This is a genomic window from Marinicauda algicola (genome assembly GCF_017161425.1).
Lineage (GTDB): Bacteria > Pseudomonadota > Alphaproteobacteria > Caulobacterales > Maricaulaceae > Marinicauda > Marinicauda algicola.
Map to the genome: position 1 here is coordinate 2,551,234 of NZ_CP071057.1, position 25,098 is coordinate 2,576,331.

A 25,098-nucleotide genomic window follows, 5' to 3' on the forward strand; every position below is an offset into this window, starting at 1 on the left:
CCCCGAGGCAGGATCACCCACGTTAACCCTAAATGGCAAGGCGGAAATGAGGATTATTCCGGCGCCGGTCCGTCCTCGCCCCCGACAGGCGCATCCGCCGTGAGCGCTCCGGATGGGGCAAACGCCCTCCGCCGCAAGCCTTCCTCTGCCGCACGCGCCTGCACGCGGTCAGAGCGAGCGCATCAGCCTTTCCGCCGCGTGACGGCCGAACCGCAGCGTCAGCGCCTTGCGCCGGGCCGGGGCGAGCGGCTGGACCGGGCTTTCGCGCACGATGCCCGCGCCGAAGGCGTCGGCCACGATGAGGCCGGTCTGCCCGGGCAGCACCTCGTGCGGGAAACGGTCGGAGACGGCGAAGAAGAACCGGTCGCACCAGTCGAAATAGTCCGGCCATTTGCGGTCGGCACGGAAATCGGCGATGCCGGACTTCACCTCGACGATGAGGATTTCCCCCTTCGGCCCAAGCCCGGCGAGGTCGGCGCGCCGGCCGCACGGCAGGGTGAATTCCGGGATGGCGTTGACCCCGAGATCGAACAGCAGGCGCGCCGCCCCGCGCATCAGCGCGTGGGCATCGTCGATCGCCGGATTGGCGGCGGAGGCAAGGCTCGTCGGTCCCATGCCCTTATCCTGTTCGAACTTTGTTCCGGGCGCAAGCGGGCCGGTGAGTCCGTCCCGCTCCCCCGGGCTATTGCGCGGCGGCGGGGCGCGGCCTACCTGCGGAAGCCCTGGAGATGTCCGGCCCGGAGAGCGAAGCGCGATGATGATGGACCACTTGGTGCTGATGGCCGGCCGGCTGGAGGCGAGCCTTGCCTTCTACGAGGCGCTGCTGCCGATGCTCGGCTATCACAAGACGCGCGAGCACGTCTTCGTCAGCCGGTCCGCTCCGGCCATCGACCTCAAGCAGGCCGGCGACGAGACGCGCAGCTATGGCCGGTACGCGCCGGGGCTGAACCATATCGGCTTCACCGCGCCCGACCTCGAGACGGTCGAACGCATCGCCGGGGCCATGAGAACGCTTGGCTTCGAGGTGCCGGAGATCCAGCGCTTCGGCGGCGACCGGGCGCTGTTCCTGCCCGATCCCGACGGGCTTCGCATCGAGATCACCGCCTACGGAACCGGAGGCTGAATGGCCTGCAATCCCGATCTTCTCTCCCCGTCCCAGGAGGACGTGCTCGCCGTCGCCGAACAGGCCTGGGCCGAGCTGCCCCAGGCGTTCCGGGACATGTGCGGCAATGTCGTGATCCAGGTGGTGGACTTCGCCGACGAGGAGACGCTCTCCCATTTCGGCATGGAGAGCCCCTACGAGCTGACCGGCCTCTATCACGGCGTCGACCTCACCCAGAAATCCCACATGGACATGAACGGGCCGGATTATGTCTTCCTCTATCGCCTGCCGATCCTCCTGGAATGGTGCGAGCGCGGCGACGTCTCGCTGAAGGAGCTGGTCACCCACGTTCTGGTGCACGAGATCGGCCATCATTTCGGCCTGTCCGACGAGGACATGCACGCCATCGAGGACGAGGCGGGCTAGTAGCCGAACCGCTCCACCCAGGCCGCCAGGTCCACCATCACCGGGCCATAGGCGAACTCATACCGCTTCCAGCGGCCGAGCGCGTCGGTATAGACCGGCCGGCGCACCTGGTCGGCGCTCGGCGTCGTGATCGCGCGGGCCTTCGCCTGCTCGCGATAGTCCAGGACCGCCTCGTCCCAGGGCAGGCCCAGGAAGTCGAGCATGCGGCGCGCCTCACCGCGCCAGTCGGCGACGATGGCCTCGTAGCGCGCCTCGTACACCTCGGGCCCCGGCGAGGCGGCAAGCCCGGCCATGCCCGCGCCCATCACCGCGTCGTAGAAGCGCGCGGTCTCCTGCCAGTCGAGCAGGCGGTAGTTGGCGTCGGTCATCGCGAAGCGCTGCTGGAAGGCCGACAGCACCACGTCGCGCGGATCGCGCACGGCCAGGAGGATCCTGGCGTCGGGGAAGACCCGGCCGATGACGCCGAGCCAGATCATGTTCAGGGGCAGCTTGTCGATGAAGACGCGTCCGTCACCGGGGGGACCTTCGGGCCGGGCCGCCTTCCAGTACTTGCGCCTCAGCCCCGTCAGGCGCGCGGGATCGGCGGCGAGCAGGGCGCGCAGGCTGTCTTCGCCGGACCCGGCGGCCTCGCGCAGCGGGGCGATGGAATCGTCCTCGCCCGTCGTCTGGACAGCCGGGTGGGCGGCGAGGATCTGCTCGATCAGCGTCGTGCCGGCACGCTGGAAGCCGACGAGGAAGACCGGGGCGGGCCCCCGGGGCTCGGCGGCCGCGCCCCCGGGCCGCCCGGCGAAGACGCTGCGCAGGCGCTGCGCCTCGGCGAGGGAATAGGCGCCGGCCGAGGCCTCGTGGCGGGCGGCGAAGGCCGCGCGCATCTCGCCGTTTCCCGCCTGCCAGGCCGCAAAGGCGCGCTGCGGCTCGCCGAGCCGGTCGAGCGCCTCGCCATAGCGCCCCAGCACGAGGGCGGTGTTGACCGGATCGGAGGCCTCGCGCCGGAAATGCCGCTCGACCAGGGCGCGGGCCTCGTCCGGCTTGCCGGCCCGCAGGGCGCAGGCCGCCCGCACGGCGATCGCCACCGGATCGTGGGGCGCGTCGCCCAGCACCCCATCGGCGATCTCGCCGGCGCGCACGTCGTTTCCGCGTTCGCTCAGGGTGAAGGCGAGCCCGCGCCGCGCAAAGAGATGGGCGGGATCGATCGCGAGGGCGCGCTCATAGGCCTCGATCGCGGCGTCGAGCTCGCCCTCGTCGTGCAGGAGGCCGGCGAGATTGTAGGCGATGTTGAAATCGCCCGGATGCTTCCTCGCCGCAGCCCGCAGGAGGCGCACGGCGCGGGCGCCGTCCCCGGCCTGCAGCGCGCACAGGGCGAGCTGCGTGGCCACCTCCGCGACCCCCGGCCGGAGCCGGTCGAGCGCCCTGAAAGCGGTTTCCGCGTCCGCGAACCGGCCCAGGGCGGCGAGCGCCCGGCCGAGCAGGTAGTGCGCGCCCGCATCGCGCCTTCGCGCGGCGAGGACCGCGCGGGCGATCTGCTCGGCCTCCGGCGCCCGGCCCGCGGCGAGGGCGGCTTCGCCCGCCTGCAGGCGGGAGGCGGCTTCGGCCTCGCCGATCGGCGCGCTCATGCGCGCCCGCCCGCGCGTCGCGCCCACTCGGGCACCACGCGGCTTGCCGGCCCGTGATGACGCTCGGCGAACAGGGCGCTGACCTCGCCGGGTTCTAGGGAAAGCTCCACCGTGTGCGCGCCGGCCGAGAGGGCCTCCTGCACGAAGCCCGCGGCCGGGTAGACCGTGCCGGACGTGCCCACCGCCACGAAGAGATCGCAGCGCGCGAGGGCCTCGTAGATCCGGTCGAGCCCGAGCGGCATCTCGCCGAACCAGACGACGTGGGGACGAAGCCCGCCCGCCTTGCCGCAGCCCTCGCACACGCGTTCGAGGGACAGCGCGTCGGTGTGCTCGAACAGATGTCCGCACCTCTCGCAGCGGCTCTTCAGCAGCTCGCCGTGCATGTGCAGCAGGGCTTCGGACCCGGCCTGTTCGTGCAGATTGTCGATATTCTGGGTGACGAGCAGGAAATCGCCGCGGCGCTCCTCGCGCCAGGCGCGCTCGAGCTCGGCGAGCGCGTGGTGGGCCGGGTTGGGGGTCGCGGCGAGGAGATTGTCACGGCGGGCGTTGTAGAAGGCGTGCACGGCCTCGGGGTCGGCGGCGAAGCCCTCCGGCGTGGCGAGCTTCATCGGATCGAATTTCGACCAGATGCCGCCGGTGTCGCGGAACGTGCCGAGCCCGGATTCGGCGGAGACCCCGGCGCCGGTGAGGATGACGAGATTGGTGGTCACGCGCTGCACCCTTCCTCCTTGCACGGGGCCGAGCCTCCTGCACGGGCCGGGCTCGCGCAAGTCCCTGAAAGCGGCTCGGCTCCCCTCGATTTCGCTTCGGGAAACCGGCATGCCGGGGTAGCGTTCGCTCCCGTTGGGAGGACACAGACATGAAACGCATCATCATCGCCGCCGCCGCCGGCCTGTTCGCAGGCCAGGCCGCCGCGCAGGACCCTTCGCCCGAGCATGTCGTGCAGGGCATCTACGACGCCTTCGCCGCCGGCGACATCGACGCCTTCGCCGCCGCGCTGCATCCCGAGATCGTCTGGATGGAGGCGGAGAACAACACCTATGCCGACAACAATCCCTACGAGGGGCCCCAGGCCGTCGTGGACGGCGTGATCGGCCGGGTCGGCGCGGACTGGGAGAACTTCACCGTCACGCCGCAGGAGATGATCTCCGAAGGCAACCGGGTCGTCATGCTCGGCCGCTATAGCGGCACCTACCGCGCAACCGGCGAGCCGATCGATGCCCAGGTCGTCCATGTCTGGACCGTGCAGGACGGCCAGGCCGTGGCCTTCCAGCAATATGTCGACACGCTGCAGCTCGCCGAGGCCGAACAGGCCGACTGACCGCGCAAGACGAGAACGCCCGCCGGAGATCCGGCGGGCGCTTTGCGATGCGGTCGGAGCGAAGGGCCCTACTTGACGTCTTCGGGCTTGAACTTCGGCGCGCGTTCCTCGATGCCGTGACCGGAGGTCCGCTCGGCGATACGGGCCGACTTGCCGCGGCGCTGGCGCAGGTAATACAGCTTGGCGCGGCGCACATGGCCCTTCTTCTTGATCTCGATGGACTCGATCAGCGGGGAATAGAGCTGGAACACGCGCTCCACGCCTTCGCCGAAGCTGATCTTGCGCACCGTGAAGTTCTGATTGAGGCCGGAGCCGGTCTTGGCGATGCACACGCCGTCGAAGCGCTGCACGCGCTGGCGCTCGCCCTCGCGGATCCAGACGTTCACCGACAGGGTGTCGCCGGCGGAAAATTCCGGAATCTGCTTGTCGCCGCGCACGCGGCCGGCTTCTTCCTGCTCGAGCTGCTGGATCAGGTTCATCGCTCTTCTCCATCGCGCCGCTGATATCTCGCAAAGAGATCGGGCCGGCGCCTTCGTGTTGTCTCTTCGGCCTGCTCGCGCCGCCAGCGCGCGATCCGTCCATGATCGCCCGACAGCAGCACTTCGGGGATTTCCCGGTCCTCCCACACCCGCGGGCGGGTGTATTGGGGGTATTCGAGAAGATCGCCCTCGAAACTCTCGTCCTCGGTGGAGGCGGTCTTGCCGAGCACGCCGGGGATCAGCCGCACGCAGGCCTCGATGAGGTACTGCGCGGGGATTTCACCGCCGGCGAGCACGGCATCGCCGACACTCACCTCTTCCATCTGCCGCGCCTCGATGACCCGCTCGTCGAGTCCCTCGAAGCGTCCGCAGAACACGACAACGCCCGGACCCGCCGACCACTGCCTCACGAGGGCCTGGGTCAGCGGTTTTCCGCGCGGTGTCATGTAGATCAACGGCCGGCCCTCCAGGGCCACGCTGTCGATCGCCGCTGCCGCCACGTCCGGGCGCAGCACCATTCCTGGGCCGCCGCCGGCAGGCGTGTCGTCAACGGAGGCGTGCTTATGACGGGAAAACGACCGGATGTCCACAGTCTCCAGCGCCCAAATACCGTTCCTGCGCGCGGTTTCGAGCAGTGAAACCCCGAGCGCCCCGGGAAACGCCTCCGGATACAGGGTCAGGCATGTGGCGGTGAAGCTCATGGCGGCGGTGTATGGGGGAGGCGGGGCGGGGTGGCAAGAGTCAACCCGCCTGGCTCGCGACCCTTTCGCAGACCTCCTCCCAGCCGGGCGCCCGCGGCGCGTCTGCGCCCGCGAGGTGGCTGTAGGGCACGCCGACGCAGGAGGGACGCGTTCCGGGAATGCCGCGGATGCGCTCGGCGGTCTCGCCGATCGCCCGCTCGTAGGCGCGCCGGGTCGACCGGCTCGCCTCTTCGGGCAATTCGCACGCGGCAACGGTGCGGCCAAGCTCGCCGCCCGGCTGGATCACGCCCGCCACGTAGCAATTGGCGCTCACGCCCCATATCTCGCTTTCACGCGACATGGAGAGCGGAGCGTAGAGGATGACGGCCTCGCTGCGCCAGGCGCCGGCCGCCTCGTCGAATACGAAGCGGACCTCGGCATCCTCGAAACTCTCTTCATAAATCTGCTCGGGGTGGGTGTTTAGCTCGGGAAGCCGCACCGATCGAACCAGCGCGTCGGCGATCGGCTGGACGGCGGGATACCCTTCCGGGGGCGACGGGCAATCCAGCGACACGCGCACTTCGCCCCGCTCCGGCGCGTGATAGATCACCTCGCACGAGAGGCCGGCGCTTGCGCCCTGGAGCAGGGATAGGATCGCGGCGAGCATGGCAAGATCTCCTTGTGGCATTGAGCACGGGCAGGCCCGGCGCAGCGCCTATCGATCGTCGTGATCGGGGCCGCGCGGCAGGCCCGGCGGGCAGGCCGGGACTCGCGCATCGTCGAGCCGGGGCAATTCACCCGGCTCGCCGGGATCATCGCGCTGATCGAACGCGACCTTCGTCGGTTCGCAGACCAGCTCGAGGTCCGGCGCGATGAGCCAGACATTCTGCTGTACGGCCTCGCGGGCCGGATCGAGGAAGAGACGGCTCTCGATCTCGCTCCCGTTCGAATTGAAGGCCTGGCAGAACAGCGCGACATCGCGTGCCAGGCCGTCGCCGCCGACGATCGCGTATCCGTCGCACACCGCGTTGAGCTGCCGCATCATGGCGCGCTCGGGATAGACGGCCGGGACGTGGACGAGCAGGAAGGGCTCGGGCAGCGACCAGCCTTGCCCGTCCCACACCAGTTCGACGCTGGAATTGAAGTGCGCCGCCTCGGGAACAGTGATCGGCAGCGCGGTCCGGGCGAGCAGACTCTCCGCATACGCCTGCAGGGCGGGCGCATCGGGGGCCTCATCCGGACAGACCGGCTGGAGGCTCATGACCGTGCGCCCCCGCACGTCGCCGGTGAGCCAGCATTCGGCGCGGCCGCCGTCAGGCGGGGCGGCCTGCTGCATCATCAAGGCGGCGGCGAGTGCGATCATGGGTTTCTCCTGTCGTTCCGAGCGGCCATCAGGCGTCCTCAGCCTCGCACAGATTCGGCAGGCGCGCCGGATCGGGCATGGACGCCGTACGGCTCTCCCCCACGACGCTGGCGCTGACATAGGACTGGTCGTCCAGGCAGTATCCATATCCGACGGGCAGCAGCCGCATGCTCTGCGCCGCCGCCCGCATTTCCCGCTCGAGCAAGGGGTTGTGCGCGCCGACATTGGAAAGACACGCCACGTCCGGCGATCGCGGCACGCCCGCCGCATCGGGCCTCAGGGCGGCCGCGCAGAGCATGTGCCGAGCGCCGCGTGCCACGGCGCGAGCGGGAAACCGGGGTATCACCCGGATGACGACCTGGCCGGCCTCGGGCTGCCAGCCCTCGCCCGGTTCGAAGCGGTAGCCGATCGCTGGAGCCGTCTCCACGCCCGCGCCGTCAGGCAGGTCGAGTGCGAGATCGACCGCGCCGAGCGCGGCATCGGCCGCCGCCTGAAGCGCATCGCTTTCGGGCACGTCGGCAGGACACACGGCCTCGAAGCGCTCCGGCACGCGGCTTTCGCGATCCTGCGCGTGTACCAGCAGTCGGCAGTCCGCCTGCAGCGGCATGTCACGCGACGAGGTCGGGTCCGCTGCCCGATTAGGACAGGTCGGGACTTCCGGGACCGATATTTCCTCTGGCGTCTCGGCCTGCCCCGCCAGCTGGAAAGTCATGTTGACGCGATCGCAGCCCCGTTCGGCCCGAAGCGGAACCAGCCATCTATGGGCATTGACGGCCTCGGTCACGGCCTCGACGAAGAGGGTGGTGGGTTCGCCGAGGCCTTCAGGTCCCGCCCGGCGACAATGTACGTCGACCTCGTACGGACGGCCCGCGCCGTCAAACAGAGCGATGCCGCTACAGGTCGCCTGGATTCCCCGCCTAGCCGCACTTGGAGGAAAATGGGGCGGTGTGCGTAGCAGAATGACCGGCTCAGGCAAGGCCCATTGCCCGCCCGACCAAACAAGTTCGATACGGCTCTTTATCCATGAACCTGGCGGAGCGGCGGTTGGAAGTTCGATCCTTGCAACGAGTCTGTCGGCGTAATCCTGCAATCGGTCTGCGTCCGGAGCGTCCTCCGGGCAAGCGGCCGCAATCGAGCGAAGCCTGTCGCGCCGGGTCTGTACGTTAAGCACGCATTCGGCGCGCAGGCCGTCAGGCACGGCGGTCTCTTGCATGGCCAAGGCGGCAATGAGTTCGAGCATTCAGACTTCTCCCCCCTTTGCGCGCGAAAACCTAGCAGCCTCGCGCGCGAGAGGCGAGAAAAATGCTACTCGCGCGCCTCGTCGTCCTCGTCTTCCTCCGCCTCGGGCGGGTTGGCGACCAGCCTGCCGGCTTTCAGGTCGATATGGGGGACGGCTTGCTTCGTGAAGGGCAGGTAGAAGCTGGGGCCTTCGGGGGGGAGGATTTCGAGCAGATCGCCGGCGCCGAAATTGTTCACGGCCTTCACCGTGCCGAGCGGCTCTCCGGCGAGGTCCTCCACGGCGAGGCCGAGGAGGTCGGAATAGTAGAACTCGTCCTCGTCCGGTTCCGGCAGGGCGGCGCGGGGAACGTGCAGGAGCGTGCCCTTCATGGCGATGAGGGCTTCGCGCGTGACCGGCTCCTTGAACGTGACGATCACCGTCTCGCCGCCCGAATGGCGGGCCTTCTTCGGGGTGAAGATGACCTTGCCGGCCGGGTCCAGGAAGGGGCCGTAGCGCGCGATCATGGCGGGATCGCCGAAGGCGCGCACCTTCGCCTCGCCGTGCACGCCGTGCGCGCCGGCGATGGCGCCGATGACGAGGAGGTCGGGTTTGGACGCCATAATGTCACCCTAGCGCAGAACGGCGAAATCCCGGAGCGGAACGCGCTCCGGGATTTCGAACTCACACCCGCCTTACCGGGCGCGGCAGCGACCCGGAGCCCAGAGATCGAAGCGCAGGGCGCGACCTCTCCGGGTGCCCGCTTTCGCGGGGAAGACGGCGACGCGAAGCAGGTAAGACCTACTCCGACTTCTCTTCTTCCGCGGCGGCCTCTTCGGCCGGGGCCTCGGCTTCGGCTTCCTCTGCCGGGGCCGCGGCGGCTGCCTTGGCCTCTTCCTCGGCTTCCTTGGCGGCGGCTTCGCGCTCGGCCTTCTCGGCGGCGCGTTCCTTGGCCTTCTCGCCCGGCTCGCCCTTCTTCGGGTTCACGCCGTGCTTGTACTCGATGAGGCCGGCCGCCCCGAGGAAGCGCGCGACGCGCTCGGTGGGCTTGGCGCCCTTCTTCAGCCACTCGGCGGCCTTCTCGGTGTCGAGCTTGACGCGGTTCTCGTGATCCTTCGGCAGCATCGGATCGTAGGAGCCGATCTTCTCGATGAAGCGGCCGTCGCGGGCATTGCGGCTGTCGGCCACGACGATGCGGTAGTAGGGGCGCTTCTTGGCGCCGCCGCGGGCGAGACGGATTTTCACTGACATGGGTTTGGTCCTTGCTTGGGTCGTTCGAGTTGGAGGTTACTTCTTCTTCGGAAAGCCGAGCGGGAGGCCGTCAGGCCCGAGCGGACCGCCGGCCCCGAAACCGGGGGGCAGGCTGCCCGAACTCCCGCCGCCCGGCAGGCCGGGGAGTCCTTGAGCGCCTTTCGGCGCCTTGCCTTGCAGAAGATCGCCTGTGGCATCGGCGAAGCCGGGCGGCATCTTGCCGCCGCCGGGCATTCCGGGCATGCCGGGCATTCCGCCCCTGCCGCCCTTCTTGCCCATCTTCTTCATCATGTCCGCCATCTGGCGGTGCATCTTGAGGAGCTTGTTGACGTCGGGCACGTCGACGCCGGCGCCCATCGCGATGCGGCGCTTGCGGCTGGCCTTCAGGATGTCCGGCTTGGCACGCTCCTCCGGCGTCATCGACAGGATGATCGCCTCCTGGCGCTTGAGCATCGTGTCGTCGAAGCCGGCCGCGGCCATCTGGCCCTTCATCTGCTTGTTCATGCCGGGCAGGAAACCCATGATCCCGGAGAGCCCGCCCATCTTCTGAAGCTGTTTCAGCTGGTCGCGCATGTCCTCCAGGTCGAACTTGCCCTTCGCCATCTTCCTGGCGAGCTTCTCGGCCTTTTCCTGGTCGACGTCCTGGGCGGCGCGCTCCACGAGGCTGACGATGTCGCCGCGCCCGAGAATGCGGCCCGCGAGGCGCTTCGCGTCGAATGCGTCGAGCCCGTCGATCTTTTCCGACGTACCGATGAACTTGATCGGCAGGCCGGTGACCCAGCGCATGGACAGCGCCGCACCGCCGCGCCCGTCCCCGTCCATCCGCGTCAGCACCAGGCCGGTCAGTTTCAGGCGCTCGTCGAAGCGGCGCGCGGTCTCCACCGCGTCCTGGCCGGTCAGCGCGTCGGCGACGAGGATCGTCTCGCGCGGGCGGGTGATTTCGGCGATGCGCGCGGCCTCGCCCATCATCTCCTCGTCGATCGAGGTGCGCCCCGCGGTGTCCAGGATCACCACGTCATAGCCCTGCAGGCGCCCGGCCTGCATGGCGCGCCGGGCGATCTCGACCGCGGTCTGGCCCTTGACGATCGGCAGGCTCGCCACCCCGGCCTTCTCGGCCATCTGGGCGAGCTGCTCCATCGCGGCCGGGCGGCGGGTGTCGAGCGAGGCGACGAGGACCTTCTTGCGATGCCGGTCGGTGATGCGCTTGGCGAGCTTGGCGGTGGTGGTGGTCTTGCCCGAGCCCTGCAGGCCCGCCATCAGGATGGCGACCGGGGGCTCGCCTTCCAGGTGCAGGCCGTCCGGCTCCTCCTCGCCGCCGAGCAGGTTGACGAGCTCGTCATGGACGATCTTGACGACCTGCTGGCCGGGCGCGACGGCGCGGATGACCTCCTCGCCGACGGCCTTCTCCCGGACCCTGTTGACGAAGTCCTTGACCGCGGGCAGGGCGACATCGGCTTCCAGCAGGGCGACGCGGATCTCGCGCAGGGCGGCGTCCACGTCCTTTTCGGACAGCGCGCCGCGCCCGGTGATCCGGTCGAATACTCCTGTGAGCCGTTCGCTCAGTGCGTCGAACATACGTTCGCCTCTAGCCGCTTCGCCCCGTTCGGGCCACGCGCCGACAACCCCGCTGAGCGAGCCTTCGCCGAGCGGGGGACCTCGCCGGCCTCCGGGAGCTGGTTCCACGTGTCACGTGGGCTCCGTGTGCCGGTAAGGCAAGCGCATAACGCCTGCGGATGTAAGCGGGTGGCAATAGGTCAGGGCCGGGGAAGAGTCAAGCTGGACGCGGACGGGGACAGCCCCTCACGCCGCGGCGCGCCGGTCGGCCTGGAGTATGAGCTTGCGGTAGTCGTTCAGATCCCCGTCATAGCGCGAGACGCGCCCGTCCTTGACCAGCCAGAGCTGGTCGGCCGTGCCTTCGGCGAGATAGACGTCGTGGGTGATCAGCACGACCGCGCCCTCATAGTCGTTCAGCGCGTAGATCAGCGCCTCGCGGCTGTCGATGTCGAGGTGGGAGGTCGGCTCGTCGAGAATGAGGATGTGCGGCTTTTCCATCGCCATGAGGCCGAGCAGCAGGCGCACCTTCTCGCCCCCGGAGAGCTTCTCGATCTTCGTCTCGACCTTCTCGTGGGAGAAGCCCATCGCGGCCGCCGCGGCGCGCTGCCGCGCCGGCGGGGTGCCCTCCGGCAGGGCGTCGCGCACGTGGTCGAGCACCGTCTCGCCCTCGTTGAGCTCGTCCATCTGGTCCTGCGAGAAATAGCCGATGCGCAGGGCGCGCGGCGCCGTGCGCTCGCCCGACAGCAGGCTCAGGCGTTCCGCGATGGACTTCACCAGCGTCGTCTTGCCCTGCCCGTTCGCGCCGATGATGGCGATGCGGTCTTCCGGATCGAGGCGCAGATCGACGCCCTTCAGGATCACCGCGTCCTCGCCATAGCCGAGCCTGGCGTCGCGCAGCTGCAGGAGCGGGGCGGCGAGCCGGTCGGTGGAGGTGGGGAAGGAGAAGGGCGTGGTGCGCTCTTCCAGCGGGATGGTGATCTCGGTCATCTTCTCCAGCTTCTTCACGCGCGACTGGGCCTGGCTCGCCTTGGAGGCCTTGGCGCGGAAGCGGTCGATGAAGGCCTGCAGGTGGGCGCGGTCGGCCTCCTGCTTGGCGCGCTGGCTCTCCAGGAAGGCCGTCTTGGCCGCGCGCAGCTTCAGCCAGGCATCGTAGCCGCCCGGCGTGATCGAGAGCTGGCGATGCTCCAGCGCCATCGTGTGGGTGACGCAACGATTGAGCATTTCCCGGTCGTGGGAGACGATCAGCACGGTGTGGGGATAGGCCTTCAGATAGGTTTCCAGCCAGGCCGCGCCTTCCAGGTCGAGATAGTTGGTCGGCTCGTCGAGCAGGAGGAGGTCGGGCTGGGAGAACAGGACCCCCGCGATCGCCGCGCGCATGCGCCAGCCGCCGGAGAACTCGCGGGTTGCGCGGTAGAGATCGGCGTCGGAGAAGCCGAGCCCCATCAGCACCTCGGCCGCGCGCGATTCCGCCGACCAGGCGTCGATATCGGCCAGGCGCATGTGGATCTCGCCGATCCGGTCGGGATCGGTGGCGGTCTCCGCCTCCTCCATCAGGGCGTGGCGCTCGCGGTCGGCGGCCAGCACCACGTCGAGGATCGTCTCCTCGCCCGGCTCGACCTCCTGGGCGACCCAGCCCAGGCGCGCGCCCTTGTTAAGCCGGATCGCGGAATCAGGCGACGGGGTCTCGATCTCCTCGCGGATGAGCTTCAACAGCGTCGACTTGCCGGTGCCGTTGCGCCCGACGAGGCCGACCTTCCAGCCGGGGGAAATCTGCGCGGACGCGTTCTCGAACAGGGAACGCGCGCCGATGCGGTAATCGAGATTGGAGATGGTGAGCATGCGCGCCCATGTAACCACTCTCGCGTGCGGCGCAATGGGCAGGCGCGGCGGAGCGCTGTGAACGGGACGAAAACGATCTTCTAGCGCACGAGGCGCGCCGCCATGGCGCCCGACGTCATCACGCCCGGCAGATTGGGCTCCTCGGGATCGATCTCGATGCGCAGCCGGGAATCCGAGTTGACGTAGAGCTGACCCACGATCAGCGCCATGGCATGGACGGGGGCAGAGCTCGAGGAGTCGGAGTTGAAGGTGACCAGCGACTCCGGCGCGTAGATCAGCCCCTCGATCGTTCCGGTCGAATGGCTGTTGACGAGAATCCCGGCGCCCGCCGCGCTCGGCGTCTGGAAGATGGCGACGCCGGCGGTTTCCCCGGTCCGCGGCGCCTGGATCGACAGCGAGGCGCCCGAATTGACCTTCAGGGGCGCGTCGTCTGCGAAGTACAGCGAGACCCCGGTTCCCGACACGTGGGAGTTGGCATTGATGTCGAGCCCGGTCGAGCCGCGGATCACGTAGATGCCGGGGTTCAGCGTCACCGTCGCGCCGGAATTGACCTTAAGCCCGCAATAGCGCCCCGGCCGCAGGGTCGCCGAACCCGAGTTGACCTCGTAATCGATGTAGTCGCAGCCCGCCGTCGTGACGCCGGAGGGCAGAGGCCGTCCGGCGAACGGGTCGGGGAAGACCTCGTCCTCCGTCGCGGCCGGCGTCAGGCTCGAGCTGCTGTTGGTATAGACGCCGCCGACGACATGGTTCGCCGCCGTCGCCACATGGGCGCGCGAATTGATCTCGGCCGCCTTGCTGCTGGAGGAATTGATGTGAAGGGCGCAGTTGGCGTCGATCCGGGAATCCGAATTGACGTAGACGCCCACATCGCTGGGCTCCAGCGCGAGCAGGCAGACCGGCTCGCCGGGCACCGGGCGGGCCTGGGCGACGACCGTGGCGGACAGCGTCTCGATTCCGATCAGGCCGAGGAAGTGCGTGCGATGCTCGAAGGAGGCCGAGACCGTGTACAGCCCGTCTTGGCGCTCGATGCCGGCCGAGGGAACGGTCTGCCCCTGGAGATTGGCGGCGAAGAAGCGCTGTACCGATCCGGCATCGATCGGATCGTTCACGCCGAAGCGAATCGCCGCGTCGAGCGCCGCCCCGTCCACGGCGCTCTGCATCCGGGTCTTCAGGTCATGCATCGCGGCGAAGTCCACCGCGCCGCCGACAGCGGAGACCAGCGGGACGAGCGCCAGGGCGAACGCGACCGACACATTGCCGGCGCGCTCCAGAAGGAAACGCAGGAGACGGCGCCGGACGGGACCGCACGGCCGTGTCGCAGCAGTTCGGGGCAGGGCTGTATCGTTCATGAGCGCCTCCGGGACGATGTCCCGCAGCGCTTCAAGATCCGCGCCGGAAACGGCCCTCACGCGGCCACCGGAGAGAAATCCTGCGGGTCTGGTTAAGCCGTGGTAACGGCGGGACCCGGGGCGCCGCCGCAGGCGCCGGCCTTCATCCAGGGAAATCCCCGTGAGCGACACACGCGCCCGCCTCCCCGTCCAGCGCCTCGCCGCCTTTTCCAGCGGCGCGCGCGGCGGCAATCCGGCCGGCGTGGTCCTCGCCGGGGCCCTTCCGGAGGACGCCACCATGCAGGCGATCGCCGCGGAGGTCGGCTTCTCCGAGACCGTGTTCGCCGCGCCTCGAGGCCCGGCAATCGGGGACGGTTTGCGCGTACGCTATTTCTCCCCGGAAGCCGAAATTCCCTTCTGCGGCCACGCCACGATCGCGCTAGGCGCGGCGCTGGCCAAAACCCATGGGAGCCACGTCTTTGCGCTGAAACTCAACGCGGCCGAGATCACGGTGGAGGGGCGCGCGGACGGCGGAGACCTCTTCGCCGCCCTGCAATCGCCGCCCACATCGAGCCGGCCGGCCGGGGCGGACCTCGCCGCCGGGGCGCTCGCCCTCTTCGGTCTCACGCAAGGCGATCTCGACCCCCGCCTGCCGCCCGCCCTCGTCGAGGCCGGCGCGACCCATCTCCTCCTCGCCCTGAAGACCCGCGAGGCGCTCGCCGCGATGGATTACGACCTTGCCGCCGGCAAGGCGCTGATGCGCGCGGCCGGCCTCGTCACCCTCGCGCTCGTCCACGCCGAAACCGGCCGCCTCTTCCACGCGCGCAACGCGTTTGCCTCCAGCGGCGTGTTCGAGGACCCGGCCACCGGCGCCGCCGCCGCCGCGCTCGCCGGATACCTGCGCGACCTCGCCTGGCCGCAGGGCGGGACAATCGAGATTCGCCAGGGCGAGGACATGGGCACGCCCTGCCTCATCACCGCCGAGATCCGGCCGGAGCGGGGCGGGCCGGTGCGGGTGTCGGGGACGGTGCGGGAGATGGGGTGAGGGGGGAGAAACAGGTATCTGTCGCCGATTATCAACGTCGCCGGGAGGGCGACTCTGGACTTCATGTTGGTTGAGGACCTTTAGTAATCTCGGCGTACGAAACGGAGCACGGCGCTAGCATGGCGAATGTGCGGGGGTGGCCCGCGACTCGTGTCATTGATGCGCCCTAGGTCCGCCGCACCGGGGAGGAACGTTGTGCCGGGATATTTTGAGGATCAGCTTGCCCACTGCCGCGCAATGCACGAGCGCGAGCTCGCATCTAGGTTCCATAAAATTTTTGCCGAAAACGCGGCGGCCGGAAACCTCCTCAGCGGCTATACCGTCCTTTGTCATCGTCGTGCAGTGGCAGACCAGGTGCACGCCTTCGGAGAAGACCTTGTCAAAAAGCTCACCGCATTTGATCCAGAACACAGCCCCATAAGAAAATCAGACTTCGCTCTAGCAAAGGTAGCAGTTTCGGATTTTCAGATTTTCGCCGGTGAGCAATATGCCCGTTCCCTAGCTAAGATTGGACGTGGCCTTCCCGCTGGCGTTATCGACGAGGTCTTTGTCGACGGCGCAAATGCGCGAGTGGAGGCAGAGCTTGAAATAGAGGGTCACAGACTAGAGCACCGGTCACGCCTATCGTTTTGGAAATGGGCGTTCGGCAACCTCAAACGCCAAGTCTGGACAGCCGGAGTCGCCTTGCTGAGCGGCGCGATAGGCGCCGTCCTCAAGGCAGGCTGGGATTATCTTTAGCATTTCCGGTCCAAACCACATCGCCAGCTTTCGCGACAAACGCACCTGGGGCTGTTTCAGGCCCCGCCGGATCACGCCGGACGTGCAGTCGGCGTTTCCGGTAAGATCGTACGGTCGCGCCGCGCCCAAGCTTAAGCGGCAGCGCTGTCCTGACTGCGTCGAGATCGGCTTCCCATGCGAGGGAGACATCGACGCTCATGCTTTCCGGCGGCCTTTCCCCCGCCCCGACAATCGCCTACCTCTACCCTCACCACTGACCGCCACACTGAAAGCCCACCCCCATGCTGAAAATCGCCTTCCAGATGGACCCGATCACCGGGGTCAATGTGAATGCCGACTCCACCTTCGACATCGCGCTGGAGTGTTTCTCGCGCGGGCACGAGATCTGGGTCTATGAGCCGAAGGACCTGGTGCTGGAGGGGCGGCGCGTCAGGGCGAGCGCGCAGAGGGTGGCGAGGCTGCAGCGGGTGCAGGGCGAGCATGTCGAGCTCGGCCCGCGCGAGGAGCTCGACCTGCATGGCGTCGACGTGGTCTTCCTGCGCCAGGACCCGCCCTTCGACATGGCCTACATCACCTCGACCCATATCCTGGAGCATCTCCAGCCCGGGGTTCTGGTGGTCAACGATCCGCGCCATGTGCGCGATGCGCCCGAAAAGCTGTTCGTCACCCATTTCGAGGGGCTGATGCCGCCGACGCTGATCACCACCAGCGAAAAGCGCATCCGGGCCTTCTTCGAGGCCCATGGCAAGGACATCGTGGTCAAGCCGCTGTTCGGAAACGGCGGCGCGGGCGTGTTCCGGATTCGCGACAGCGCGGAGAATCTGGCCTCGCTGGTGGAGCTGTTCCAGCAGGTCAGCCGCGAGCCGCTGATGGCGCAGGCCTTCGTTCCCGACGTCACCAATGGCGACAAGCGGGTGATCCTGGTCGATGGCGAGCCGGTGGGCGCAATCAACCGCGTGCCGGCGGCCGGGGAGGTGCGCGCCAACATGCATGTCGGCGGCAAGGCGGTCAAAAGCGAGCTCACCAAGCGCGATATCGAGATCTGCGAGAGGATCGGGCCGGAGCTGAAGCGGCGCGGCCTCGTCTTCGTGGGCATCGACGTGATCGGGGATTACCTCACCGAGATCAACGTCACCTCCCCCACCGGCATCCAGGAGCTGCGCCGGTTTTCCGGCGTGGATGTCAGCAAGATGCTGGTGGACTGGGTGGAGGCGCGGCGGGGGTAGGGCCGTCCTGCAGCTTGCTCCCCGCCGAAGGGCGGGGCTGCGGTGCGGGCCGTTCCGCGGCAACAAACAGAATGACGAAGGCCGCCTGCGGGCGTAGGGCTCTGGGCCATGAACACCCCGCCTGATTCCACCCGCCTCGATCCCGTCCGCGCCGGCGTCACCGCCCTGTCGGGCTATCTGATCTGGGGCCTGTCGCCGCTCTTCTACAAGCTCCTGGGCTTTGCCGGCGCGAGCGAGATCGTGCTGCACCGCGCGGTCTGGTCGGTGCCCGCCCTGGCGCTGCTGCTCTATCTCGGCCGGCGCATGGGGCCGGCGCTGCGCCTTCTCGCCGACAGGCGGGCGATGGCGATCCTCCTCGTCACGGCGCTGCTGATCGGGGCGAACTGGTGGACCTTCATCTTCGCGGTCAATGCCGGCCGCGTGCTGGAGGTCTCGCTGGGATATTTCATCAACCCGCTGATGAACGTGGCCGTCGGCGTGTTCGTGGCGCGCGAGCGCTTCGGCCCGCTGCGCGGGCTCGCCGTCGGCCTCGCCGCGATCGGGGTGGCCAACCAGATCCTCGTCGTCGGATCGCTGCCCCTGATCGCGCTGTTCCTCGCCGCGAGCTTCACCGCCTACGGCTATCTGAGAAAGACGATCGCGACCGACGGCCGGGTCGGGCTGTTCTGGGAGACGGTGATCATCGCCGTGCCCTCGCTCGCCGCCCTCGCCTTCCTGGAGACCGGCGGGCAGGGCCATTTCACCGACGGCTGGTGGCCGGCCTTCCTGCTGGTCATGACCGGGCCGATGACGGTCGCCCCGCTCCTCTTGTTCATCATCGGGGCGCGGGGCCTGCACTTCGCCACCATCGGCATATTGCAGTTCGTCGCGCCGACGCTGCAGTTCGCGATCGGGCTCGCCACGGGCGAGCCCTTCACGCCGATGTATCTTCTGACCTTCGTCTTCATCTGGGCGGGGCTGGCGGTGTTCGTGCTCGATCTTCTAAGCTTCGCCAGGAAGCAGAGACGCGCAAAGGTCTGAGCCATGAACCATCCCGACATGCCGCCCGCCCGCCGCGTGAAGTGCGGCGAGGTCACCCTTTCGGTGCACGAGGCGGGGCCCGAAGACGGCGTGCCGGTCCTCCTGCTGCACGGCTGGCCGGAACTCGCCCTGTCCTGGGCGCGGCAGATCGAGGATCTCGCCGGGGCCGGCTACCGCGTCATCGCGCCGGACAATCGCGGCTTCGGGGCGTCCGACGTGCCGCACGAGGTCGAGGCCTACGGCATCGATCACCTGGTGGGCGACTATACCGGCCTGCTCGACGCGCTGGGCATCGAGAAGGCGGTGTGGGTCGGCCACGACTGGGGCGGCATCGCGATGTGGCACGCCGCGGCGCTGAAGCCGGAGCGCTTCCTCGGCGCGGCCGGGGTGTGCACGCCCCACCTGCCGCGCGGCTCGAAACCGCCGACCGAGGTGCTGGAAGGCATGGCGGGCGAGGAGCACTACATCATCCGCTTCCAGGACGAGGATTTCGACGATTTCTGGAAGGGACGCGAGGAGGCCTTCTTCGCCTTCGTCTTCATGCCGCCCCCGCCCACCGGCGAGCTCGACAAGCTGCCCGCCTCGGTCACCCACCTGCCGCGGCGCTTCGAGCGCTGGCTGGAGCGCGGCGGGCTCAAGTCCGAGGCGGATTGCGTCGTGCCGGCCCATCTGCGCGCGCGGTACGCGAAGGCCTATGCGCACACCGGCTTTCGCGGCGGCTTCAACTGGTACCGCAATCTCGATGCGAACTGGCAGCGCATGGCCGGCGTCGACCTGCGCCTGAAGATGCCCTGCAAGATGATCTCGGCGGAGGCCGACTTCATGCTGCCGCCCAAGCTCGCCCAGTTCATGCCGGTGCTGTGCTCCGATCTCGACATGGACGTGATCGCGGAGGTCGGCCACTGGGTGCAGTACGAGGCGCCGGACCAGCTGTCGGCGCAGCTCATCGACTGGCTGGGGCGGCGATTCGGCAAGGGGTGAGACGGCGATGTGCCCCCGCACGAGGGGCGCACGGCGCTAGGTCCACTCCGCCCTCACATCCGCGTCGCGCTCGCTTTCGCGCCGCTTCTCCCGTTCGGCCTGGAAGCGCTCCGGATCGAGCCGCTTCAGCGCCCAGACCGCCATGGCGCGCACCAGGGCGCTGTCGTCGCCAAGGCGCTCGACGACCACCGGCACGGCCTCCGGGTCGGCCGAATTGCCGAGCGCGATGAGCACGTTGCGCACGAAACGGTCCCGCCCGATGCGCTTGACCGGGCTCGCGGCGAACAGCGCGCGGAAGCCCGCATCGTCGAGGCCGGCGAGCCCGATCAGCTTCGGCGCGGTCAGCTCCTCGCGCGGATGGAAGGCGGTCTCGGCGGTGGCGCTGGCGAACTTGTTCCACGGGCACACCGCCAGGCAGTCGTCGCAGCCATAGATGCGGTTGCCCATGGGCCCGCGGAATTCCTCGGCAATCGTGCCCTTGTGCTCGATTGTCAGGTAGGAGATGCAGCGCCGCGCGTCGATCTCGTAGGGATTGGGGAAGGCGTCGGTCGGGCAAATGTCGAGGCATGCCCGGCACGAGCCGCAATGGTCGGCCTCGGGCGCATCGGGCGTGAGCTCGGCCTCGGTCAGCATCACGCCCAGAAACAGCCAGGAGCCGTGCTCGCGGCTGACGAGATTGGTGTGCTTGCCCTGCCAGCCGAGGCCGGATCGGTGCGCCAGCGGCTTCTCCATCAGCGGCGCGGTGTCGACGAACACCTTCACGCCGTGACCGGTCTCGCGATGGAACTCGCGGGCGAGGCGCTTGAGGCGTTTCTTGATGAGGTCGTGATAGTCCCGGTTCTGCGCATAGACGCTGATCGCCGCGCGGTCCTTGCGCTGAAGGATGTCCAGCGGGTCGGTGCCGGGGCCGTAATTGAGCCCCACGACGACGGCCGATCTGGCTTCCGGCCACATGGCGGTCGGATGGACGCGGCGCTCCAGCGTCTCCTCCATCCAGGCCATCGTGCCGTGCCGGCCCTCGCCGACATAGCGTTTCAGCCGCTCCCCGGCCTCCCAGCCCTCGTCGGCGCGGGCGATGCGCACCGCATCGAAGCCGATCTCGCGGGCGAGGGCCTTGAGCCGAGAGGTGTCGGTGAGCGTGCTCATGGGTGTGGAGTGGGGACGGGAGGCGGGAAGGTCAAGGCCGCCGTGCTCACCGCGCCGCCCCGGAATGGCTCATGAGGGGCAGGTTCTAGAAATCCAGATCCGCATACCAGCGCGCCGGCGCCATGCCCGGCAGGCGGTCTTCCAGGATGGCGCGGAAGGAGGGGCGGCACTTGATGCGCTCGTACCAGGCCTTGGCGGCGGGAAACTCGTCCCAGGGCACGTCGCCGAGATAGTCGATGCAGGACAGGTGGGCGGACGCCGCGATGTCGGCCAGCGAGTAGCGCGGCCCGGCGAGCCCGTCGCGCTGGTCGAGCAGGCCCGTCACGTAGTCGAGATGCCAGCGCAGATAGTCGCGCCCCGCGCGGATCGCCTCCATGTCCGGCGCGCCGAGTCCCTGCAGACGCTTTTCGAGTTTCTCGAACAGGAGATAGGCGTTCACCTCGGCGTCGAACTTGCGGTCGAACCAGTGGCAGAGCCGGCGCGCCTCGGCGCGCTCGGCCGGTCCGCCGGGCAAGAGGGACGGCTCGGGCTTGAGCTCCTCGAGATATTCCAGGATCGCGCGCGCCTCCACGGCCACCACCCGGCCCTGCGGCGTCTCGTCGACGAGGACGGGGGTGAGCCCGGCCGGGTTGAGCGCGAGCAGGTCCTCGGGCGCATCCCAGGGCCGCTCGAAGCGCAGCTCGAAGGCGAGCTGCTTCTCGGCGAGCGCGATGCGCGCCTGCCGGGACCAGGGATCGAGGGGCCAGTGATGGAGCGTGCGCATGACGGGGGACGCTAACGCGCTTCGGTTAATGGATTAAGCCGGTTTGTCGGGTGTCTGCGTGGCGCCCGGCAGCGGGTGCTCCAGGCTGGCGTCCGGTTCGTGCCCGGCGGCGGCTTCCTTCTGCTCGGCGCGGAAATAGACGTTGCCGTGCGGCTCGGCCCGCCCCTTGGGGTCGGGATGGATCAGCACGTCGGCGGCCGGATAGGCCTGCAGCAGGCGCTTCTCCGCCGCGACGACGATCTGGTGAGCCTGGGTGAGGGTCTGGTCGGGATCGAGATCCATGTGCAGCTGGATGTGGATGAAGGGACCCGAGGCGCGGGTCCTGAGCTGATGCACGCCCAGCACGCGCTCGTCGTCGGCGGCGATGGCGAGGATCTTCTCGCGCTCCTCGTCGGGCAGCTCGCGGTCCATCAGGCTCTGGAAGGCGGACGATCCGACCTCCCAGGCGGTCCACAGGAGCCACAGCGCGACGAGCGCCCCCACGACCGGGTCGGCGCGCTGGATTCCGAAGAAGCCGGCCATGACCAGGCCGGCGATGACGACGCCGTTGGCGGAGAGGTCGGCCGCATAGTGGGCCCGGTCCCCGGTCACGGCGAGCGAGCCGGTCTGGTGCACCGCCCGGCTCTGCGCCCAGATGAGGCCGACGGTCAGCACGATGGACAGGCCCATCACGGCGACCGCGATGGTGCCCGCCTCGATCGGCTGGGGATCGGTGAAGCGGTTCCAGGATTCCCACATCAGATAGGCCGCCGAGCCGGCCACCAGCAAGGCCTGCAACAGGCTCGCGAAGGCTTCAGCCTTGCCGTGGCCGTAGCGGTGTTCCAGATCGGCCGGCGAGGCGGCGTAGCGCACCGCGAAGAAGGTGGTCAGCGAGGCGGCGAGATCGAGCGCGGAATCCGCGAGCGAGGCCAGCATCGCCACCGAGCCCGACAGGAGCCACGCGACGAGCTTGGCCGCGACCAGCGTGCCGGCGACGCCCACCGACAGCGCGGTCACGCGCGTCGTGATCTTCTTCGCCTTGGCCGGGGCGAGCTTGCCCGGCCCGCCGGCCTCGATCGCGTCATGGGGCATGGACTGTGCCTTCCGCTTCGCCTAAAGCCGCTGACGCGGCAGACTCGGTCTCTCGATTATAGCGCCGCGGCGCTGCGGGACAGGCGGGACATGGCACTTTTTCAGCTCTTCATTCTCGCTCTCGTCCAGGGCATCACCGAATTCCTGCCCATTTCCTCCTCCGCGCACCTCATTCTCGTGCCCTACGTGACGGGAGAGACCGACCAGGGCCCGCTGATCGACGTGATGGCCCATGTCGGCACCCTGCTCGCGGTGCTGATCTATTTTCGCCGCGACATCCTGGCGGTGCTCGCCGGAGTTCCGGGCCTCGCCCGGGGCCGGGTCGCGCCGGGAGGACGGCTGCTGCTTCTGATCGCCGCCGCGACGCCGCCGGCGGTGATCGCGGGCGGGCTGCTCTACGCCACCGGCTGGGTCGACGCGCTGCGCTCGCCGGTCCTCATCGCCTGGGCGACGCTGATCTTCGCCATCCCGCTCTGGCTCGCCGACCGGTACGGCGCGCACAGCCAGACCGTGGCGGTGCTGAAATGGCGCGACGCGATCCTCATCGGCCTGGCCCAGGCCATCGCCTTCATCCCCGGGGTCAGCCGGTCGGGCATCACCATGACGGCGGGGCGTGCGCTCGGCCTGACGCGGACGGAAACCGCCCGGTTCTCCATGCTGATGTCGATCCCGCTCATCGCCGCGCTGGGGCTTGCCGCGATCGTGGAGCTGGCGCGCGGCGGGATGGCCGCGATCTCGCTGTCCGACGGGGCCATCGTGGCGGGACTGTCCTTCGTCTCCGCCTATCTGGCCATCGCCGCGCTGATGGCGATCCTGGAGCGGGTCGGATTCGGTCCCTTCGTGATCTACCGCATCGCGCTCGCCGCCGCGATCCTGCTCCTGCTCGCCTAGAAGGTGCGCTTTCGCATCGTGTCGTGATGCTCGTCGGCGAACTGGCCGCGGCGCCGGTAGCGCGCGAGATAGTTCGGCACCACCGCCTCGACGGTTTCCGGATCGATGCCGAGATCGGCAAGGCCGGGATGGCCCTCGCCGTTCGCATTCACGACATTGTCCCGCTTGAGGAGTTCGACTTGGTCGCGCGTCAGGAAGGGCTGCACGAAGGGCAGCTTGCCGGCGATCTCGCCCATCAGGCCGAGCCCGTGCGCCGCCGCGAAGGGCACCGGCACGAGGATTCGCCGGCGGCGGATGACCTGGAGGATATACTCCATCAGCTCCTTGAAGGAGTAGATGGCCGGCCCGCCGAGTTCGTAGATGCGCCCCTTCGCTTCCCGGCTTTCCAGCGCCTTCACCGCCGCCTCGGCGACGTCGCCGACGAAGACCGGCTGGAATTTCGTCTTGCCGCCGCCGATCAGCGGCAGGGCGGGGGCGAAGCGGGCCATGTCGGCGAACTTGTTGAAGAACGCGTCCTCGGCGCCGAACACGATGGAGGGCCGCAGGATCACCGCGCCCGGGAAGGCCTCGCGCACGGCGCGCTCGCCCTCGGCCTTTGTGCGCGCATACTGCGAGGCGCTGTCCGGGTCCGCGCCGATGGCCGAGACGTGGACGAGGCTCTTGACGCTCTCTTCCTTCGCGGCGACCTCGGCCACCAGGGCCGCGCCGCGCGCCTGCACGCCGGAAAAGCTCTGCCCGCCACTCTCGTAGAGGATGCCGACCAGGTTGATCACCCCGTCCGCGCCCTCGACCGCGCGCTCCACGCTCTCGCGATTCCTGAGATTGGCCTGGACGAGCTGGATCTGGCCCGGCACGCCCATGGGCTTCAGTTCGTGGGCGATGTTCGGCCGGCGCACCGCCACGCGCACGCGGTAGCCCGCCCGCGCCAGCTCGCGCACAACATAGCGCCCGATGAAGCCGGAGCCGCCGAATACCGTGATCATGTCCTCGCGCAGCATGGATGTCACTCGCCTTGCAGAAAGGGCCGGTCGCGGCGCGCGCGGCGCCGCCTCGCCCGGATTCACATAGACCGCGTGCGCGATAGACCAAAAATCACCGGTCCTGTCCATGCGCGGTGTGCGCGGGGTGCAGGACGAAACCGGCCGCACCCTGCCTGCACCGCGTGCAGCGCGCGACCGTTGACAGGCGCGCGTACGTTCAATATCTCAGCCGCCTCTCCTCCCCCTGCCCAGGTGGCGGAATTGGTAGACGCGCTGGCTTCAGGTGCCAGTTCCCGAAAGGGAGTGGAAGTTCGAGTCTTCTCCTGGGCACCACAAACTGCGACCTAAGCAGTTGTCTTACATGACATTTTCGCTCTGAGAGCTGCGCCGCTGGTACAAGAACCGGTACAAGGCGTGGTACAGGATGAGAATTGTGTTGAGGTATCTGAAGCGTCTCCCGAACGGGAAGTTCCAGTATCGCAGAGCATGGCCCCCAGATGTCCGCGAGGCGGTCCCGAGCCTGCCCCGAGAGCGCAAGAAGACCTTCACCAGCCCGGACGGCACTGAAGCTGCTGCGATCAAGATCGCGTTGAAGCTCAATGCTGAGTTCGAGGCGCTCCTAACGCGCGTCCGCAGAGGCCTTGAAGCTGAAGCGAGCGCGTGGCGAACCGACGAGAAAGTGCGGCGCTGGTTCGACGAGAACCGATCAAGCCTCCAACAGACCGTCAGCTCGGCGCTGGTTGACGACGACTACGGCCTTCCGGTCGAAGACGAGATCACAGAGGCTGATCTGTTGGCGGATGCCATTCTCGAAGAAGCGGCTAAGCGAGAAGGCGTTGATGAAGCGGGCAATCCCAAGCGGCTGACCCGAGAGGAGGCCGTGAAGGTCCGGGCGCTCTACTCTGGCCAACTCCCGGAGCCGAAGCTCTCGGTGAAGGACGCGTACGATCTCTACAAGGAGAAGCATTTCGGTGGGCGAGAGGACAAGGCGACGGACGCGGCCTTCAACCAGTTTGTCGAGTTCGCCGGGAATGTCCCGCTCTCAAGCGTTACGCGTCGAACCGT

General features: G+C 68.5%; 26 protein-coding genes and 1 tRNA gene. 10 read left to right on the plus strand and 17 right to left on the minus strand.

Annotated features, from left to right (window positions below; all coding sequences use genetic code 11):
• Nucleotides 1–168 precede the first annotated feature (168 nt).
• Nucleotides 169–615, minus strand: coding sequence for a DNA repair putative endonuclease MmcB (mmcB, locus tag JW792_RS12645; RefSeq protein ID WP_135995496.1), 447 nt, complete (start codon nt 613–615; stop codon nt 169–171).
• Between the two features lie 142 nt (nt 616–757).
• Here mmcB and JW792_RS12650 point away from each other — a divergent pair, with 142 nt between their 5' ends.
• Together JW792_RS12650 and JW792_RS12655 are read left to right on the plus strand one after the other, a co-directional pair.
• Nucleotides 758–1,123: a VOC family protein gene (locus JW792_RS12650; RefSeq protein WP_206340794.1), complete on the plus strand. Its 366-nt coding sequence runs from the start codon at nt 758–760 to the stop codon at nt 1,121–1,123.
• On the plus strand, nt 1,124–1,528 hold the full coding sequence (locus tag JW792_RS12655) for a metallopeptidase family protein (protein ID WP_135995494.1): 405 nt from the start codon (nt 1,124–1,126) through the stop codon (nt 1,526–1,528).
• Here JW792_RS12655 and JW792_RS12660 read toward each other — a convergent pair.
• Both JW792_RS12660 and JW792_RS12665 read right to left on the minus strand, forming a co-directional pair.
• Nucleotides 1,525–3,141, minus strand: coding sequence for a tetratricopeptide repeat-containing sulfotransferase family protein (locus JW792_RS12660; protein ID WP_135995493.1), 1,617 nt, complete (start codon nt 3,139–3,141; stop codon nt 1,525–1,527). The two genes, JW792_RS12655 and JW792_RS12660, sit on opposite strands and share 4 nt — an antisense overlap.
• Nucleotides 3,138–3,851: an NAD-dependent deacylase gene (locus JW792_RS12665; protein ID WP_420871277.1), complete on the minus strand. Its 714-nt coding sequence runs from the start codon at nt 3,849–3,851 to the stop codon at nt 3,138–3,140. Before JW792_RS12665 ends, JW792_RS12660 begins: the two co-directional genes overlap by 4 nt.
• 149 nt (nt 3,852–4,000) lie before the next feature.
• Here JW792_RS12665 and JW792_RS12670 point away from each other — a divergent pair, with 149 nt between their 5' ends.
• On the plus strand, nt 4,001–4,462 hold the full coding sequence (locus tag JW792_RS12670) for a nuclear transport factor 2 family protein (protein ID WP_135995491.1): 462 nt from the start codon (nt 4,001–4,003) through the stop codon (nt 4,460–4,462).
• Between the two features lie 68 nt (nt 4,463–4,530).
• On the opposite strand, the gene rplS is transcribed toward JW792_RS12670, so the two are convergent.
• From rplS to JW792_RS12720, 10 genes are all read right to left on the minus strand, one after another.
• Nucleotides 4,531–4,941: a 50S ribosomal protein L19 gene (gene rplS, locus JW792_RS12675; protein ID WP_135995490.1), complete on the minus strand. Its 411-nt coding sequence runs from the start codon at nt 4,939–4,941 to the stop codon at nt 4,531–4,533.
• Nucleotides 4,938–5,642: a tRNA (guanosine(37)-N1)-methyltransferase TrmD gene (gene trmD, locus JW792_RS12680; RefSeq protein ID WP_135995489.1), complete on the minus strand. Its 705-nt coding sequence runs from the start codon at nt 5,640–5,642 to the stop codon at nt 4,938–4,940. Before trmD ends, rplS begins: the two co-directional genes overlap by 4 nt.
• A gap of 40 nt (nt 5,643–5,682) precedes the next feature.
• Nucleotides 5,683–6,288: a hypothetical protein gene (locus tag JW792_RS12685; RefSeq protein ID WP_135995488.1), complete on the minus strand. Its 606-nt coding sequence runs from the start codon at nt 6,286–6,288 to the stop codon at nt 5,683–5,685.
• 48 nt (nt 6,289–6,336) lie between these two features.
• Nucleotides 6,337–6,984: a hypothetical protein gene (locus JW792_RS12690; RefSeq protein WP_135995487.1), complete on the minus strand. Its 648-nt coding sequence runs from the start codon at nt 6,982–6,984 to the stop codon at nt 6,337–6,339.
• Nucleotides 6,985–7,012: 28 nt separating this feature from the next.
• The gene (locus JW792_RS12695) at nt 7,013–8,224 is read right to left on the minus strand and encodes a hypothetical protein (protein ID WP_135995486.1); all 1,212 of its coding nucleotides are present in this window, start codon (nt 8,222–8,224) and stop codon (nt 7,013–7,015) included.
• Between the two features lie 65 nt (nt 8,225–8,289).
• Nucleotides 8,290–8,823, minus strand: a complete 534-nt coding sequence (gene rimM, locus JW792_RS12700; protein ID WP_135995485.1) for a ribosome maturation factor RimM — start codon at nt 8,821–8,823, stop codon at nt 8,290–8,292.
• Between the two features lie 178 nt (nt 8,824–9,001).
• Nucleotides 9,002–9,451: a 30S ribosomal protein S16 gene (rpsP, locus tag JW792_RS12705; protein ID WP_135995484.1), complete on the minus strand. Its 450-nt coding sequence runs from the start codon at nt 9,449–9,451 to the stop codon at nt 9,002–9,004.
• Nucleotides 9,452–9,487: 36 nt separating this feature from the next.
• Nucleotides 9,488–11,026, minus strand: a complete 1,539-nt coding sequence (gene ffh / locus JW792_RS12710) for a signal recognition particle protein (protein ID WP_135995483.1) — start codon at nt 11,024–11,026, stop codon at nt 9,488–9,490.
• 225 nt (nt 11,027–11,251) lie between these two features.
• Nucleotides 11,252–12,844, minus strand: a complete 1,593-nt coding sequence (locus JW792_RS12715) for an ABC-F family ATP-binding cassette domain-containing protein (RefSeq protein ID WP_135995482.1) — start codon at nt 12,842–12,844, stop codon at nt 11,252–11,254.
• Between the two features lie 80 nt (nt 12,845–12,924).
• Complete coding sequence (locus tag JW792_RS12720; protein WP_158291570.1) at nt 12,925–14,193, minus strand: Tad domain-containing protein; 1,269 nt, start codon at nt 14,191–14,193, stop codon at nt 12,925–12,927.
• Between the two features lie 160 nt (nt 14,194–14,353).
• Between JW792_RS12720 and JW792_RS12725 the strand changes: the two genes are divergently transcribed.
• From JW792_RS12725 to JW792_RS12745, 5 genes are all read left to right on the plus strand, one after another.
• Complete coding sequence (locus tag JW792_RS12725) at nt 14,354–15,217, plus strand: PhzF family phenazine biosynthesis protein (protein ID WP_135995480.1); 864 nt, start codon at nt 14,354–14,356, stop codon at nt 15,215–15,217.
• Nucleotides 15,218–15,412: 195 nt separating this feature from the next.
• Entirely contained in the window at nt 15,413–15,955 is a 543-nt protein-coding gene (locus JW792_RS12730) for a hypothetical protein (RefSeq protein ID WP_135995479.1), read from the plus strand.
• Between the two features lie 281 nt (nt 15,956–16,236).
• Nucleotides 16,237–17,181 (plus strand): glutathione synthase, encoded by a 945-nt coding sequence (gene gshB / locus JW792_RS12735; RefSeq protein ID WP_135995478.1) that lies wholly within the window; start codon nt 16,237–16,239, stop codon nt 17,179–17,181.
• 108 nt (nt 17,182–17,289) lie between these two features.
• Nucleotides 17,290–18,201 (plus strand): EamA family transporter RarD, encoded by a 912-nt coding sequence (gene rarD, locus JW792_RS12740; protein ID WP_135995477.1) that lies wholly within the window; start codon nt 17,290–17,292, stop codon nt 18,199–18,201.
• A gap of 3 nt (nt 18,202–18,204) precedes the next feature.
• A complete protein-coding gene (locus tag JW792_RS12745; protein WP_241094968.1) occupies nt 18,205–19,182 on the plus strand; it encodes an alpha/beta fold hydrolase in 978 nt (325 codons plus the stop codon).
• Nucleotides 19,183–19,218: 36 nt separating this feature from the next.
• Here the strand turns inward: JW792_RS12745 and queG are convergent, their stop codons facing one another.
• From queG to JW792_RS12760, 3 genes are all read right to left on the minus strand, one after another.
• Nucleotides 19,219–20,328, minus strand: a complete 1,110-nt coding sequence (gene queG / locus JW792_RS12750) for a tRNA epoxyqueuosine(34) reductase QueG (RefSeq protein WP_135995476.1) — start codon at nt 20,326–20,328, stop codon at nt 19,219–19,221.
• A gap of 85 nt (nt 20,329–20,413) precedes the next feature.
• A complete protein-coding gene (gene fzlA, locus JW792_RS12755; RefSeq protein ID WP_135995475.1) occupies nt 20,414–21,091 on the minus strand; it encodes an FtsZ-binding protein FzlA in 678 nt (225 codons plus the stop codon).
• Nucleotides 21,092–21,124: 33 nt separating this feature from the next.
• Entirely contained in the window at nt 21,125–22,162 is a 1,038-nt protein-coding gene (locus JW792_RS12760) for a cation diffusion facilitator family transporter (protein WP_135995474.1), read from the minus strand.
• Between the two features lie 90 nt (nt 22,163–22,252).
• On the opposite strand from JW792_RS12760, the gene JW792_RS12765 reads away from it, so the two are divergent.
• A complete protein-coding gene (locus tag JW792_RS12765) occupies nt 22,253–23,053 on the plus strand; it encodes an undecaprenyl-diphosphate phosphatase (RefSeq protein WP_135995473.1) in 801 nt (266 codons plus the stop codon).
• On the opposite strand, the gene JW792_RS12770 is transcribed toward JW792_RS12765, so the two are convergent.
• Complete coding sequence (locus JW792_RS12770; protein WP_135995472.1) at nt 23,050–24,051, minus strand: complex I NDUFA9 subunit family protein; 1,002 nt, start codon at nt 24,049–24,051, stop codon at nt 23,050–23,052. The two genes, JW792_RS12765 and JW792_RS12770, sit on opposite strands and share 4 nt — an antisense overlap.
• Nucleotides 24,052–24,279: 228 nt before the next feature.
• Between JW792_RS12770 and JW792_RS12775 the strand changes: the two genes are divergently transcribed.
• A tRNA-Leu gene (locus JW792_RS12775) sits at nt 24,280–24,366 on the plus strand.
• Nucleotides 24,367–25,098: the final 732 nt, after the last annotated feature.